Annotated in this window: 14 protein-coding genes; 2 read left to right on the top strand and 12 right to left on the bottom strand. The window is 67.1% G+C overall.

What is annotated here, in order from left to right; all coding sequences use genetic code 11:
• The first annotated feature begins 28 nt into the window (after positions 1-28).
• Together LE416_RS02845 and LE416_RS02840 are read left to right on the top strand one after the other, a co-directional pair.
• Positions 29-703, top strand: a complete 675-nt coding sequence (locus tag LE416_RS02845) for a response regulator transcription factor (protein ID WP_225046980.1) — start codon at positions 29-31, stop codon at positions 701-703.
• An 11-nt stretch (positions 704-714) separates the two neighbouring features.
• The gene (locus LE416_RS02840; protein ID WP_225046979.1) at positions 715-1,779 is read left to right on the top strand and encodes a sensor histidine kinase; all 1,065 of its coding nucleotides are present in this window, start codon (positions 715-717) and stop codon (positions 1,777-1,779) included.
• Positions 1,780-2,149: 370 nt separating this feature from the next.
• Here the strand turns inward: LE416_RS02840 and nrdG are convergent, their stop codons facing one another.
• From nrdG to purE, 12 genes are all read right to left on the bottom strand, one after another.
• Entirely contained in the window at positions 2,150-2,692 is a 543-nt protein-coding gene (nrdG, locus tag LE416_RS02835; protein WP_225047828.1) for an anaerobic ribonucleoside-triphosphate reductase activating protein, read from the bottom strand.
• A 179-nt stretch (positions 2,693-2,871) separates the two neighbouring features.
• Positions 2,872-4,122 carry a phosphoribosylamine--glycine ligase gene (gene purD, locus LE416_RS02830; RefSeq protein ID WP_225046978.1) on the bottom strand — a complete coding sequence of 417 codons (1,251 nt, stop codon included), beginning with the start codon at positions 4,120-4,122 and terminating at the stop codon, positions 2,872-2,874.
• 15 nt (positions 4,123-4,137) lie between these two features.
• Complete coding sequence (purH, locus tag LE416_RS02825) at positions 4,138-5,658, bottom strand: bifunctional phosphoribosylaminoimidazolecarboxamide formyltransferase/IMP cyclohydrolase (protein ID WP_225046977.1); 1,521 nt, start codon at positions 5,656-5,658, stop codon at positions 4,138-4,140.
• Between the two features lie 2 nt (positions 5,659-5,660).
• Positions 5,661-6,227, bottom strand: a complete 567-nt coding sequence (gene purN, locus LE416_RS02820) for a phosphoribosylglycinamide formyltransferase (RefSeq protein WP_225046976.1) — start codon at positions 6,225-6,227, stop codon at positions 5,661-5,663.
• Positions 6,224-7,228: a phosphoribosylformylglycinamidine cyclo-ligase gene (purM, locus tag LE416_RS02815; protein ID WP_225046975.1), complete on the bottom strand. Its 1,005-nt coding sequence runs from the start codon at positions 7,226-7,228 to the stop codon at positions 6,224-6,226. The genes purN and purM overlap by 4 nt, the downstream gene beginning before the upstream one ends.
• Entirely contained in the window at positions 7,225-8,688 is a 1,464-nt protein-coding gene (gene purF / locus LE416_RS02810; protein ID WP_225046974.1) for an amidophosphoribosyltransferase, read from the bottom strand. The genes purM and purF overlap by 4 nt, the downstream gene beginning before the upstream one ends.
• The gene (purL, locus tag LE416_RS02805; RefSeq protein ID WP_225046973.1) at positions 8,673-10,877 is read right to left on the bottom strand and encodes a phosphoribosylformylglycinamidine synthase subunit PurL; all 2,205 of its coding nucleotides are present in this window, start codon (positions 10,875-10,877) and stop codon (positions 8,673-8,675) included. The genes purF and purL overlap by 16 nt, the downstream gene beginning before the upstream one ends.
• Positions 10,861-11,547 carry a phosphoribosylformylglycinamidine synthase subunit PurQ gene (purQ, locus tag LE416_RS02800; RefSeq protein WP_225046972.1) on the bottom strand — a complete coding sequence of 229 codons (687 nt, stop codon included), beginning with the start codon at positions 11,545-11,547 and terminating at the stop codon, positions 10,861-10,863. Before purQ ends, purL begins: the two co-directional genes overlap by 17 nt.
• The gene (gene purS, locus LE416_RS02795; protein WP_225046971.1) at positions 11,544-11,798 is read right to left on the bottom strand and encodes a phosphoribosylformylglycinamidine synthase subunit PurS; all 255 of its coding nucleotides are present in this window, start codon (positions 11,796-11,798) and stop codon (positions 11,544-11,546) included. The genes purQ and purS overlap by 4 nt, the downstream gene beginning before the upstream one ends.
• Positions 11,791-12,510 carry a phosphoribosylaminoimidazolesuccinocarboxamide synthase gene (locus LE416_RS02790; protein WP_225047827.1) on the bottom strand — a complete coding sequence of 240 codons (720 nt, stop codon included), beginning with the start codon at positions 12,508-12,510 and terminating at the stop codon, positions 11,791-11,793. Before LE416_RS02790 ends, purS begins: the two co-directional genes overlap by 8 nt.
• Positions 12,497-13,624, bottom strand: a complete 1,128-nt coding sequence (purK, locus tag LE416_RS02785) for a 5-(carboxyamino)imidazole ribonucleotide synthase (protein WP_225046970.1) — start codon at positions 13,622-13,624, stop codon at positions 12,497-12,499. Before purK ends, LE416_RS02790 begins: the two co-directional genes overlap by 14 nt.
• Positions 13,617-14,099 (bottom strand): 5-(carboxyamino)imidazole ribonucleotide mutase, encoded by a 483-nt coding sequence (gene purE, locus LE416_RS02780; RefSeq protein ID WP_225046969.1) that lies wholly within the window; start codon positions 14,097-14,099, stop codon positions 13,617-13,619. The genes purK and purE overlap by 8 nt, the downstream gene beginning before the upstream one ends.
• Positions 14,100-14,224: the final 125 nt, after the last annotated feature.

Genomic DNA, 14,224 nt, shown 5'->3' with positions numbered 1-14,224 from the left:
AGTACCATTAAGGTAACGGAGGTGGCTCATGTTTAAAATTATGATTGTGGAAGACGACCGCACCATCGCGGACCTCATCGCCAGTGCCCTGACCAAGTGGCAGTTCGAGGCCCACACCGTCAAAGACTTCAACACCGTGGGTGAGCAGTTTCAGGCCCTCGCCCCGGATCTGGTGCTGCTCGACATCAACCTGCCCGTGTACGACGGCTACTACTGGGTCCAGCAGATCCGCGCGACCAGCCAGGTGCCGGTGATTTTCATCTCCAGCCGCAACACCAACATGGACATGGTGATGGCGATGAACCTCGGCGCCGACGACTTCGTCAACAAGCCGTTCGCCATCGAGGTGCTGATCGCCAAGATCAACGCGCTGCTGCGCCGCACCTACAACTACGGCGACACCGGCGCGGACACGCTGGTCCACAACGGCCTGACCCTGGACCTCCAGACCGGGGCGGCCAGTGCCGGGGACCAGCAGATCAACCTGTCCAAAAACGAGTACAAGCTGCTGCAGATCCTGATGCGCGCCCACGGGAGCACCGTCTCCCGCTCGCGCCTGCTCAAGGACCTGTGGCAAGACGAGCGCTTCGTCGACGACAACACCCTGACCGTGAACATCAACCGGCTGCGCCGTAAGATTGCGGACGCCGGCCTGCCCGACTACATCGAAACCAAGGTCGGGCAGGGCTACATTGTGCCCTAGGAGGTTCGGGAATGCGCGATTACTTGTCGGACCACGTCGGCCAGATTGCCCTGTTTCTGCTCGGCCTGATTCTGTTTTGCTTCGGCATCTGGCTGGACCCCAACCAGCAGGTGCACGCCGGCACCCTGCTGTACATGGCGGGCCTGAGCGTCCTGGCCGCGGCCGCGGCCGTCTGGTGGCGCGCGCGGCGCGAGCGCAAGTTCAAGGCGTTGCTCGCCGAGCGGGCCGACGCCGGCCTGAACGCGCTGGACTGGAAGCTGCCCAAGGCCGACTCGCACCGCGAGCAGGCGGTGGTCGACGCCTACAACCACCTGCTGTGGGCCCACCAGCAGGACCGCTCGCGGCTTTTGGCCGCGCAGGCGGACCAAAAGGCGTTCATCGACTCCTGGGTGCACGAGATCAAGGTGCCGCTGGCCGCTAGCACCCTGCTGCTCGACAGCCTCGACGGCCAGGCGCCCGAGAAGCCGCTGGACGACATGGCGCTGCAGCTCGACGCGATCGACCACTATGTCGAGCAGGTGCTGTACTACTCACGCCTCGACAGCTTCTCCAAGGACTACCTGCTGCAGGAGTACGCGCTGCGCCCGGTGCTGGACGCGGCAGTCGTCGCGCAGCGCAACAGCTTCATCGCGCGTCGCATCGGCTTTTCCGCCACCGGCGACGCCACGGTGGTCACCGACGCCAAGTGGCTGGGCTTCATCCTCGCGCAGCTGCTCTCCAACGCCCTGAAGTACACCGCCCCGGGCGGCAGCCTGACCGCGGCGATCGAAAGCGGCCGCGATGAGGTCACGCTGAGCCTGACCGACTCGGGCATCGGCATCCCCGAAGACGAGCTGCACCGGGTCTTTGAGAAGGGCTTCACCGGCACCAACGGCCGCAATGCCAACCAGAAGTCGACCGGCCTGGGCCTGTACCTCGCCCAGCGCCTGGGCCACAAGCTCGGCCACCGGCTGACCATCGCCTCGACGCCGGGTCAGGGCACCACGGTCACCATCCACTTCCCGCACCTCGCCTACTACGGCGAAAGCGGCAGCACGCTGGCCAAGCCGGCCTTGCAGGATCCGCCCCAGCCGTGAGACGCCAAAACGCGCCGCCCGCCGACCCCTCCACTCGGGAAAGATCGGCAGGCAGCGCGTTTTTACGCTGCTCGCGTCGGCAAACCTACGTGGTATCCGATAACAAACACCATGCTGGTTAGCTCGAATGTGACAAGTTAATGAAGTAACCACTATACAGGGCGGAGGCGCGGACGCAACAACACTGGAGGTGCAGGGCCGGGGCGTGCCAGCGTGAAATTGCGGTTAGCCGGCTGCTTTTGCCGGCTTACAGCAATGGCGGGTCCTGAGAACGGGCCGGGCTCAGGGGAGCCCCACGCGTTCCGCCGCCCAGGCCCTGCGCCGGAAGTGTTGGTTCGTCCGCGCCGGAGCCCGGGCTTCCGGCGACTGCCTAGCGCACCAGCCGCGGCCAGATGCGCACGTCACCGGCGGCCAAGGACGCCGGCACATCGATGATGCGCTGGTTGCTGCTGCCGCGAAACTGCAGCGTCAGGTCCTTTTGGGCCTCGAGGAAGCGGCCGTCGACCAGGATGTCGAGCATTCCCAAGAGTTCCAGCTTGTCCTCGGACTCCTGCATCAGCTCGTCCCACTTGTAGCCGGTCCAGCTCCAGATGTCCTTGGTGTGGCCGAACTCCGCGCGGACGCGCCGGCACAGCTGCAGGCAGACCTGGGTGTTCAGAAACGGCTCGCCGCCCAGAAGCGTCAGCCCCTGCACGTAGCTTTGGCCGAGGTCTTCGATGATGCGGTCCTCAAGCGCCTGGGTGTACGGGCTGCCGTAGTGGAAGTTTTGGGCGACCTTGTTGTAGCAGCCCGGGCAGGCGAACTTGCAGCCGGACACGTAGATGCTGCAGCGCACGCCTTCGCCGTCCACGAAGGTGAACGGCTTGTAGCTGGCGATGTAGCCCTGCGACCAGTCCGAGGCCAGCCATTCCATCGGTTGGGGGTCATTCGGTAAAGTTTTCGGCACGACACTCACTCCATTTCTGAGTCTCATGCTACCATAGTTTCACCCCCAGATATAGGAGAAAAAACCGCCGTGCCACAAAATGTGGTGGCAAAAGGCCGAGCCCGCGTGGGCTCGGCCTTTTTAGCGTGCAATCCTTCCGGGCGTGGCTAATCCTGCGGCTGACGCAGGCCCTTGGCCCCGATGTCCTGGCGCATGGCCAGCTCGCCGAGCAGCGGCGCGACGCGGGCGTAGGCCTGCAGCTGCGCGTGAGCGAGGTTGGGCCCCGCGCCGACCACCGTGAAGACGCGGCCCCCAGCGGTCGTCAAGGCGCCCTGAGTGCCGGCGACCCCGGCCGGCAGCCAGTAGTCCAGCGCCGCCTGGTCCGGGGTGGCTACGGGAAGCGGCCGGCTGGTGTCGCCCGGGTAGTCCGGGTGCACCGCGACCACGCCGCAGTACGTGCGCCCATCAAGGACCAGCGGCTGCGCGTGGCCGGCCAGCAGGTCGACGGTCAGCTGGTAAAAATCGTTTTGGACCTGCGTCAGCAGCACCTGGGTCTCCGGGTCGCCGAAGCGCACGTTGTACTCCAGAAGCTTCGGGCCGTCCACGGTGAACATCAGGCCGAGGTAGATCACCCCGCAGCCGTCAAGGCCGTCCGTCACCGCGCCGGCCAGCGTCGCGTCGACTAGGGCCGCCGCCTGCGCCTGCTGGGCCGCGGTGAACTGCGGCGCCGGGCTGATGGCGCCCATGCCGCCGGTGTTGGGGCCGGCATCGCCGGCCAGCCGGCGCTTGTGGTCCTGCGCCAGCGGGAACAGCACGCGGGTGGTGCCGTTGAACATCGCAAGCACCGACGCCTCCTGGCCCGCCAGGTAATCCTCGATCAGCACGGTCGCCGCAGGATCCGCGGCGTAGGCCCGGGCGAGCGCCGCCTGGGCGGCCGGCAGGTCCGAACAGACCACGACGCCCTTGCCCGCGGCCAGCCCATCGGCCTTGATCACCACCGGCAGCCGGTGGCCGGCGAGCGCCGCCTGACCGGCGGCCAGGTCGTGCACCACCGTGGCGGCCGCGGTCGGCAGGTCGTGGCGAGCCATGAAGGCCTTGGCGAACTGCTTGGAGCCCTCCAGCTGCGCCAGCGCCCGCTTGGGGCCGAACACGGCCAGCCCCGCGGCCTGAAAGGCGTCGCAGATACCGGCGGTCAGCGGCTGCTCGGGGCCGACGAAGGTCAGCGCGACGTGCGCCTTGGCAAAGGCGATCAGGGCGGGAAAATCCATCGCGTCGATGGCGACCGGCGTGAGGCCGATCAGCGCCATGCCGGCGTTGCCCGGCGCGACGTACACCGCTTGGACCTGCGGCGAGGCCAAAAACGCGCGGCCGAGCGCGCTTTCCCGCGCCCCGGCGCCGATGACTAAGACATTGACCATGTGCTCACCTTTTTTCTAGTGGCGGAAGTGACGGACGCCGGTGACCACCATCGCGATGCCGTACTTGTCGGCCGCGTCGATGGAGTCCTGGTCGCGAATCGAGCCGCCCGGCTGGATGATTGCGCGGATGCCGTGCTTGGCGGCGTAGTCCACGCAGTCGGCCATCGGGAAGAACGCGTCGGAGGCCAGCACGGCCCCGGCGAAGTTCGCGTTGGTCTGCGCCTGCTTCAGCGCGATTTCGACGGAGCCGATGCGATTCATCTGCCCGGCCCCGATGCCCAGCGTCTGCCCGTCTCGCACCACGACGATCGCGTTGGACTTGACGTGCTTGACCACCTGCTGGCCGAACAGCAGCGCGGAAAGCTGCTCCGGCGTCGGCGCGACCTTGGTCACCACCTTGACGTCGTCTGGCCCCTCGATCGCCGCGTCGGTGGTCTGCAGCAGCACCCCACCGCGCACCGGCGTCGCTTCGACGGTTGCGGCCGCCGGCTGCGCCAGCTGGATGGTCATCACGCGCAGGTTCTTCTTCTTGCTCAGGACGGCCAGCGCGTCCGGTTCGAAGGCCGGCGCCATCACGATTTCAAGGAACAGCGCGTGCATTTTCTCCGCCGTCGCCAGGTCGACCGTGCGGTTCAGCGCGATGATGCCGCCAAAAATCGAGGTGGAATCGGCCGCGTACGCCTTGTCCCACGCCGCCTCGATGGTGTCGGCCACGCCGATGCCGCAGGGGTTCATGTGCTTGACGGCGACCACCGCCGGGTCCCGGTACTCGTTGAGCATGCTCAACGCCGCATCGGCATCGCGGATGTTGTTGTAGGACATCGCCTTGCCGTGCAACTGCACCGCGTTGACCAGAGACGACTTCGGGGCCCCCGGGGCCGCGTAGAAGGCGGCCTGCTGGTGGCTGTTCTCGCCGTAGCGCAGGTCCTTAAGCTTGCGGTAGGTCGGCGTGTACAGCGCCGGGAACGGCTCCGGGTTCAGGTAGGCGGCGATCTGCGCATCGTAGGCCGCCGTCACCGCGAACACCTTGGCGGCAAGCGACTGCCGCAGCGCGGCGTCGTTCTCGTCGAGGCCAACCAGCACCCGGTCGTAGTCCGCCGGGTCCACGACCGCCCAGACGCTGTCTGAGTTCTTGGCGGCGGCGCGAAGGGCGCTCGGCCCGCCGATGTCAATCTGCTCGATGGCCTCGGCGCGGGTCACGTTCGGCTTTTGGATGGTCTCGGCGAACGGGTACAGGTTGACGCAGATCAGGTCGATCGGCGTGATCTGGTGTTCGGCCAGCGCCGCCATGTGTGCCGGATCGTCGCGCTTGGCCAGGATCCCGGCGTGGATCAGGGGATGGAGCGTCTTGACCCGGCCGTCGAGCATCTCGGGAAAGCCCGTGACGTCCTCGACGGCGGTGACGGCAAGCCCGGCCGCGTCCAGCGCGCGCTTGGTGCCGCCGGTCGACACCAGCGAAAACCCGCGTGCTAAAAGGCCCTGGGCGAAGACCACCAGGCCGTTCTTGTCGGAAACACTGAGTAAGGCTCGTTTCATTTTCAAATCGCTCCTTTTGAGATGAGTTGGTCAACAGTCTGCGGCAGCAGCACGTGCTCGACCGCGTGGATGCGCGCCTCCAAATGGGTCAGTGACTCGCCCTCCGCAATCGCCACCGGCGCCTGGGCGATGATGCGCCCGGAGTCGACGCCGGCGTCGACGTAGTGCACCGTCACGCCGGTCACACGCACCCCGTACGCCAGAGCGTCCGCGATGCCGGTGCGGCCGGGAAAGCTGGGCAAAAGCGCCGGGTGGAGGTTGATGATGCGGTCGGGGAACGCCGCGAGCAGCGTCTCCCCCACGATGCGCATGAAGCCGGCCAGCACCACGAGGTCGGCCGCGGGCAGCCGAGTCAGCAGCGCCTGCTCGGCCGCCGCCTTGCTCGGGTAGTCGCGGTAGCGCACGATCACCGTCGGAATGCCCAGCGCCTGGGCGCGGCCGATCACGGCCGCTTGGGGCTGGTCGCACACCAGGGCGACGATGGCGGCCACCGGGTGGGCGGCCAGATGGTCGGCCAGCGCCTGGAAGTTGCTGCCGGTGCCCGAGGCAAAAACAATCACTTTTTTCATTCGGTCCACGTCACTCCCTGATCGGCGCGCGGCACGACGCGGCCGATGACCCGCGCGTTGGGCACTGCGGCCTGCACCCGGGCCACCGCTTCCGGCGCCACGGCCAGCACCATGCCGATGCCGAGGTTGAAGGTGCGCCGCATCTCGGCCACGCTCAGGTCCCCCGCCGCCTGCAGCCGCAGGAACAGCTCGGGCCACTGCCAGCTGGAAGCCGAGATGGCGGCCGCCAGGTGCTTGGGCAGCATGCGCGGCACGTTGTCGGTGAAGCCGCCGCCGGTGATGTGGGCCGCGCCGTGGATCAGCCCCGCCGCGATCAGCGGCCAGACCTCCTTGACGTAGATCTTGGTCGGCGTCAGCAGCGCGGCGGTCACCTCGCGCCCGTCGGACAGCGGCAGGTTGCCGAGGTTGGTCTCCGCCAACAGCTCGCGCACCAGCGAGAAGCCGTTGGAGTGCACGCCGCTTGACGGCAGGCCGATCAGCACGTCCCCCGAGACCACGCCCCGCGGCAGCATCCGGTCGGCGGAGGCCAGCCCGACGGCGAACCCGGCGAGGTCGTAGTGCTGCTGCGGGTACATCCCCGGCATCTCGGCGGTTTCCCCGCCGATCAGGGCCATGCCCGCCTGGCTGCAGCCGTACGCGATGCCCCGCACGACGGTTTCCACCCGCTCGGGCATCAGCGCGTCGGTGGCCAGGTAATCGAGGAAAAACAGCGGCTTGGCGCCGTTGGCCAGCAGGTCGTTGGCCACCATCGCGACCAGGTCGATGCCGATAGTGTCGTGCGACTCGCACTGCAGCGCGAGCAGCAGCTTGGTGCCGACCCCGTCGGTGGCGCTGACCAGCACCGGGTCCTTGACGTCTGGCAGGCGGTACGCGGCGGCGAAACCGCCGATGTTGGCCATCACGTTGGCGTTGTGCGTCGCCTTGGCCAGCGGCGCGATGCGTGCCACGACCTCGTTGCCCGCGTCGATGTTGACGCCGGCGTGGCGGTAATCGATGCTCATGCGGAGACCTCCTTCACGTTGATGGACAGGTGCGATAGCTCCCGGGTCAGGTTGGCCTGGTAGTCGTCCAGGCCGGTCGGGTAGACGCCGGTGAAGTACGCGACGCACAGCCCGCCGTTGGGCGCCGTGGTCTTGAGCCCGACGCTTTGCTCCAACCCCGCCACGGACAGGAAACCCAGCGAATCGACGCCGAGCATCGTGCGCATCTCCGCCACGCTGTGGTTGGCGGCAAACAGCTCGCGGGTGGTCTGGATGTCGATGCCGTAGAAGCACGGGAAGCGCAGCGGCGGGCTGGCGATGCGCAGGTGCACCGCGCGGGCGCCGGCGTCCTTGAGCAGCTGCACCAGCTGAATCGCGGTGGTGCCGCGGACGATCGAGTCATCGACCAGCACCACGGACTTACCGGCGACCACCGCCCGCACCGCCGACAGCTTCAGCCGCACGCTGCGCTCGCGCAGCGCCTGGGTCGGCTGAATGAAGGTGCGCGCGACGTACTGGCTTTTGACCAGGCCGAGCTCGTAGGGAATGTCGCTTTCGCGGGCGTAGCCGATGGCCGCGGACAACGACGAGTTGGGCACCCCGACGACGATGTCGCCGTCGGCCGGCTGCTCCTGGGCCAGGCGCCGCCCCATCGCGACGCGGGCCTGGTGCACGTTGACCCCGTGAATCTCGGAGTCGGGCCGGGCGAAGTAGATGTACTCCATCGAGCAGACCGCAAGCTGCGTGCGCGTGGTGTACTGCGTGGCGGTGAAGCCGTCGTCGGTGATGGTGATCAGCTGCCCCGGCTGGACGTCCTGGATGAACTCGGCGCCCACGGCGTTCAGCGCCGCGGTTTCCGAGCAGACGATCAGCCCGCCGTCCGGCCGCCGCCCGATCACCAGCGGCCGAAAGCCGTTGGGATCGACCGCGGCGTACAGCGCCGTTTCGGTCAGCAGCACGAAGGCAAAGCCGCCGTGCACCTGGTTCAGCGCGTCGATCAGCTGGCCCTGCACCGTCTTTTTCGGGCTGCGGCGCAGCAGGTGCATCAGCACCTCGGTGTCCGAGGTCGACTGAAAAATCGCCCCCTCCGCCTCAAGCTTCGCCCGCAGGCTGATCGCATTGGTCAGGTTGCCGTTGTGCGCCAGCGCCATCGCAGTGTCGGAGAAGCGAAAGAGCAGCGGCTGGATGTTTTCGAGGATGCGCCCGCCCGCCGTGGCGTAGCGGACGTGGCCCAGGGCGGCGGTGCCGGCCAGCTGCGCCAGGTCCGCCGGGTCGGCGAAGACCTCGGACACCAGGCCGAAACCGTAGTGGCGCCGAAGCCCCGCCGCGGTTTTGCCGACGATGCCGGCGCCTTCCTGGCCGCGGTGCTGCAGCGTGTGCAGCCCCAGGTGGGTGATGGCCGCGGCGTGCGGGTCACCCCAGATGCCAAAAACGCCGCACTCCTCGTTGAGGCTTCGCACCTCGGTCACTTCAGCAGGCATGCTAATCCCTCCGCGTTAATCTTGGTCAGTTCGGCTACGTCGCCGGCAACCTGGCCGTCCTGCGCCGTCACGGCAAGCTGGGCGCCGCCAGTGGTGCCGATCAGCGTCGCCGCCGCGCCGGCCAGTTGCTCAAAGGCCGCCTGGTTCTCGGGCGCCACGGTGAGCACGAAGCGGCCCTGGCTTTCGGCGAACAGCCAGCTTTGCGGCATGGCCACCTCAACGGTTGCGCCGATGCCGCGGCCGAAGCTCATCTCGGCCAAGGCGACCAGCAGGCCGCCGTCGGCCACGTCGTGGGCGGCGGTGGTCAGGTGGGCGCGAATCGCCGCGAGCACCAGGTCCTGGTCGGCCTTTTCACGCGCCAGGTCCAGCGGCCGCAGCGTGCCGGCCACGCCTCCGGTGGTCACCGCCTGAAGCAGCGAGCCGTCGAAGTCCGCCGCGGTGGCCCCGATCAGGTAGATCAGGTCCCCCGCCTCCTTGAAGTCGGCGGTGCTGATGGCGGTCAGGTCCTCGATCAGCCCGACCATGCCGATCATCGGCGTCGGGTAGATGGCGACGCCCGAGGTCTCGTTGTAAAGCGAGACGTTGCCGGAGATCACCGGCGTGTTCAGCGCCCGCGTGGCGGCGACGATGCCCTTGGCGGACTCGGCCAGCTCGTAAAACATCTCGGGCTTGGTCGGATCGCCGTAGTTCAGGCAGTCGGTGATGCCCAGCGGTTCCGCACCGGTGGCGACCAGGTTGCGGGCCGCCTCGGCGACCGTGATCGCTCCGCCGATTTCCGGATCCAGGTACAGGTAGCGGCCGTTGGAGTCGGCCGTCATCGCCAGCGCCCGGTGGGTGCCGCGCACCCGCACGACACCGGCGTCGGCGCCCGGTGCCAGCACGGTGTTGGTCTGCACCTGCGCGTCGTAGCGGCGGTAAATGCAGCGCTTGGCCGCCACGTTGGGCTCGGCCAAAAGCGTCTTGAGCGTCGTCAGGCCGTTCTTGAGGCGCGGCTGCCAGTGCGGCGCCGGGTGCGCCAGCCGCTGTGGCCGGCGGCTCTCCTGGTGGTAGACCGGCGCGTCGGAGGTCAGAGCCGACACCGGCACGTCGCAGACCACCTGCCCGTGGTGCAGCAGGCGGTAGCGGTGGCCTTCCTCGACGTGGCCGACCACCACGGCGTCCAGGTCGTAGCGGCGGAACACCGCAAGAATCGCGTCCTCGCTACCGCTTTGGACGCAGAGCATCATGCGCTCCTGCGACTCACTGAGCATGATCTCAAAAGGCGTCATGTTCGGCTCGCGCTGCGGAATCAGGTCGAGGTCCAGCACCATGCCGGAGTTGGCCTTGCCCGCCATCTCGACGGTCGATGAGACCAGCCCGGCGGCGCCCATGTCCTGCATCCCCACCAGCTGGTCCTGGTAGTCCCGCGTCACCTCGAGGCAGGCGTCCATCACAAGCTTTTCCATGAACGGGTCGCCGACCTGAACGGCCGAGCGGTCGGCCGCCTCCGTCTCCGAGAACTCGGCGGACGCAAAGCTGGCGCCGTTGATGCCGTCGCGGCCGGTCTTGGCCCCGACGTAGATCAGGGCGTTGCCGACGCCGGCCGCCTTGCCCTTTTGAATCTTAGCTTTGTCCATCACGCCGACGCACATCGCGTTGACCAGCGGGTTTTTGGTGTAGGACTCGGCGAAGCGCACCTCGCCACCGAGGTTGGGAATGCCGATGGCGTTGCCGTAGTCGCCGATGCCGGCGACCACGCCGTCGATCAGCTGCTTCTGGTGCGGGTCGTGCGGATCCCCGAAGGCCAGCGCATCGAGCACCGCGATCGGCTTGGCCCCGATGGAGAAAATGTCGCGGATGATGCCACCGACGCCGGTGGCCGCCCCTTCGTAGGGCTCCACGGCGCTCGGGTGGTTGTGGCTTTCGGCCTTGAAGACCACCGCCTTGCCCTCGCCGATGTCGATCACCCCTGCGCCTTCGCCGGGGCCCATCAGCACGCGGTCGTTGTGGGTCCAGAAGGTTTTGAGGACCGGCTTGGAGAACTTGTACGCGCAGTGCTCGCTCCACATGCCGGACGCCAGGCCGATCTCCGTGAAGTTCGGCAGGCGGCCGAGCAGCTCGGCGTAGCGATCGTACTCGGCCGTGGTCAGGCCCCAGGTCAGGTACGGCTGTTCGGCCTTGATGGCCTCTGGACTAAGCTCTTTTTGCATCCGCTGCTCCTTTCGTCGCGTCAATCAGGGATTGGAAAACGCCCAGGCCGTCGGTGCCGCCGAGCAGCGCCTCGACCGCGCGCTCCGGGTGCGGCATCATGCCCAGCACGTTGCCGCGGGCGTTGACGATGCCCGCGATGTCGTTCAGGCTGCCGTTGGGGTTGGCGGCGTATCGGAACACCACCTGGTGGTTGGCCTCAAGCGCGGCCAGCGTCGCCGCATCGGCGTAGTAGTTGCCCTCGCCGTGCGCAATGGGCAGCGTGAGCGACTGGCCATCCGAGTAGGCGCTGGAGAACGCCGTGGCCGCATTGGCTACGGTCAGGGGTTCCGGTTCGCAGATGAACTTCAGGCTGGTGTTGGCCTGAAGCGCGCCGGGCAACAGCCCCGCCTCGGTCAGAATCTGGAAGCCGTTGCAGATGCCGATCACGTACCCGCCGGCCGCAGCGAACCGCCGCACCGCCGGCATGATCGGGGCGAACTTGGCAATGGCCCCGGAGCGCAGGTAGTCCCCGTAGGAAAAGCCGCCGGGCAGCAGGACCAGGTCGTAGCCGTCAAGCGCCGTGGCGCTGGCCGGCACTAGGTCGACGTCCTGCCCGCACACGGTGTTGAGCGCCCACACCAGGTCCTCGTCGCAGTTAGAGCCCGGGAAGCTGATCACCGCCGCCTTCATTGCGCCACCGCCTGCACCGTGAAGCGGTAGCTTTCCATGTTCACGTTGGCCAGCATCGAATCGCAGATGCGGTCGATCTGTTCCTCGGCGGCCGCCTGCGAGTCGGCGGCAAGCGTCAGCTCGAAGTACTTGCCGACCAGGACGGTGGCGACGTTGGTGTCGCCCAGGCGCGCGAGGGTCTGCTTGATCACCTCCGCCTTGGGGTCGAGGACGCTTGGCTTGTAGTTCACGTAGATCTCGGCTTTATACATGTTGGGCTCCCTTCAGGCGATCCAAAACGGTCTGGTAAACGGGCGTCAGCGGCCCGAGGTCCTTGCGAAACACGTCCTTGTCAAGCGACGCACCGGTGGTCTGATCCACCAGGCGGAAGTTGTCCGGCGACAGCTCGTCGGCCAGGATCAGCGTGCCGTCTGGCAGGCGGCCGAACTCCAGCTTGAAGTCGACCAGGTCGATGCCGGCGCCGGCGAAGCGCGCCGTCAGGTAGGCGTTGACCGCGTCGCTTTGGCGGTGCATCTCCGCGATGGTGGCCGCATCCGCCAGTCCCAGCGCAATCGCCTGCTCGTCGTTGATGAACGGGTCGTCCAGGGCGTCAGACTTGTAGTAGAACTCGTGCACCGCCGGGGTCAGCGGCATCAGGGCCGGCGTCTGGAACTTGCGGGCGAAGCTGCCCGAGGCGAAGTTGCGCACCACCGCCTCCAGCTTCACCATCTCGCATTTTTTGACCAGCATCGTGTGGTCGTCCAGGGTCTGCAGGTAGTGGGTGGCGAACCCGTTGGCGTTGAGCTCTTCGAACAGCAGGCTTGAGATCTGGCGGTTCAGCGCCCCCTTGCCCGCGATCTGAACCTTCTTCTTCCCGTTGAGGGCCGTCGCCTGATCCGTGTACTCGACCCAAAGCACTGCCGGGTCCTCCGTGGCGTACATCCGCTTGGCCTTGCCGTCGTACAGTAACTCAGTCTTCACAATCTTCCTCCTCTAAGGCAACCGCCTTCAGTCGTTCTGCCAACTCCCCACCGCACACCGTCACGTGGCCCATCTTGCGCCCGGGCCGGGCTTTTGCTTTGCCGTAGTCGTGCAGGTGCCACTCCGGATGTGCCGGCCATACTTGCCGCGCGCGCGCCAGGTCCGCTCCCAGCAGATTGCGCATCACCGCCGGCTGCACCAGCGTGATCTCGGGCAGCGGCAGGCCGCAAATGCTCAGGATGTGGGCCGTGAACTGCGACACGTTGCACGCCTCAATCGAGTAGTGGCCCGAGTTGTGCGGCCGCGGTGCCAGCTCGTTGACCACGATGCCTGTCGTGCTTTCGAACAGCTCGATGCCCAGCACCCCGCGCAGGTCCAGGGCCTCGGCGATGGTCTTCGCGAGGCCGTTGATCTGCTGGGCCAACCCCGGGGCCAGCCCCGGCGCCGGAGCCAGCGTCTCGTGCAGGATGTGGTGCGTGTGGCGGTTCTCGACAATCGGGAAGCAGCGCACCCGGTCCTGGCCGTCCTGCGTCACCATCAAGGACAGCTCGCGGCGAAACTCGAGGCGCTCCTCCAGGATGCACGGCGTCTTGGCCGCCAGTGCCCGCGCCGCTTCTAGGTCGGCCGTGCCGTTGATGTCAACCTGCCCGTGCCCGTCGTAGCCGCCCGTCGTGGTTTTCAAGATGCTTGGAATGCCCACACGGTGAATCGCCGGGATCAGCGCCGCCGCATCGGGGACGCTGGCGAACACCGCCGTCGGAATGCCGTGGTCCCGCAGGAAGGTCTTCTCCGCGATGCGATCGCGGGTGATGGCCAACAGCGCGATGCCCTGCGGCAGCGCGGCGTCCTGCTTGGCCGCCTCGAGCGCCGCCAAGTCGACGTTTTCGAACTCGTAGGTCAAAACGTCGCTGCGGCGCGCAAGCTCCTCGAGCGCGGCCTGGTCGGCGTAGTCCGCCGTGAGCTGAAAATCCGCGACCTGGCCGGCCGGGGCCTGCGGTGTCGGGTCGAGCACCCCGACCGTGTAGCCCATCGCCTTGGCGGCCAGCGCGAGCATCCGGCCGAGCTGTCCGCCGCCGACGATGCCGATGGTGGCTGGGGGAATGATCACCTTAGTCAAGGGCCGCCTCGCTTTCGATGGCCGCCTGGGTCTGCGCCGCGCGGAAGGCGGCCAGCCGGCCCGCAACCGCGGCATCGGTGACGCTCAAGAGACTGGCCGCGAACAGCGCCGCGTTCTTGGCCCCGGCCTCGCCGATCGCCATGGTCGCCACCGGCACGCCGCTGGGCATCTGCACAATGGACAGCAGCGAGTCAACGCCGTTCAATGTTCGGGTTTTAACCGGAACGCCGATCACCGGTAGCGTCGTGTTCGCCGCCAGCATACCCGGCAGGTGCGCCGCGCCACCGGCGCCGGCGATGATGGCCGTGATGCCGGCGCCGCGTGCCGCCTTGGCGAACGCCGCAAGCTCATCCGGCATGCGGTGCGCCGATATCACGCGTTTTTGGTAAGGAATTTCGAGCTGATCAAGCAGCGCTGCTGCCGCCTTCATGGTCGGCCAATCGGACACCGACCCCATGACAATCGCCACGGTCATAGCTGTCACCCGCTTTCATAAGTTGCCTTGAGTTTAGCATGGACCCTTGACTTTTTCAACCACAATCAGGAACGTTTTAAGAATACAATTCTATTAATGTTCGTGTTTAAAAACGGTAATATTGA

Origin of the sequence: Lacticaseibacillus kribbianus, assembly GCF_020180945.1 — a bacterium.
GTDB classification, from domain to species: Bacteria; Bacillota; Bacilli; order Lactobacillales; family Lactobacillaceae; genus Lacticaseibacillus; species Lacticaseibacillus kribbianus.
Note: the sequence above shows the minus strand (reverse complement) of the source record. Positions and strands in the feature narration are given on the sequence as shown.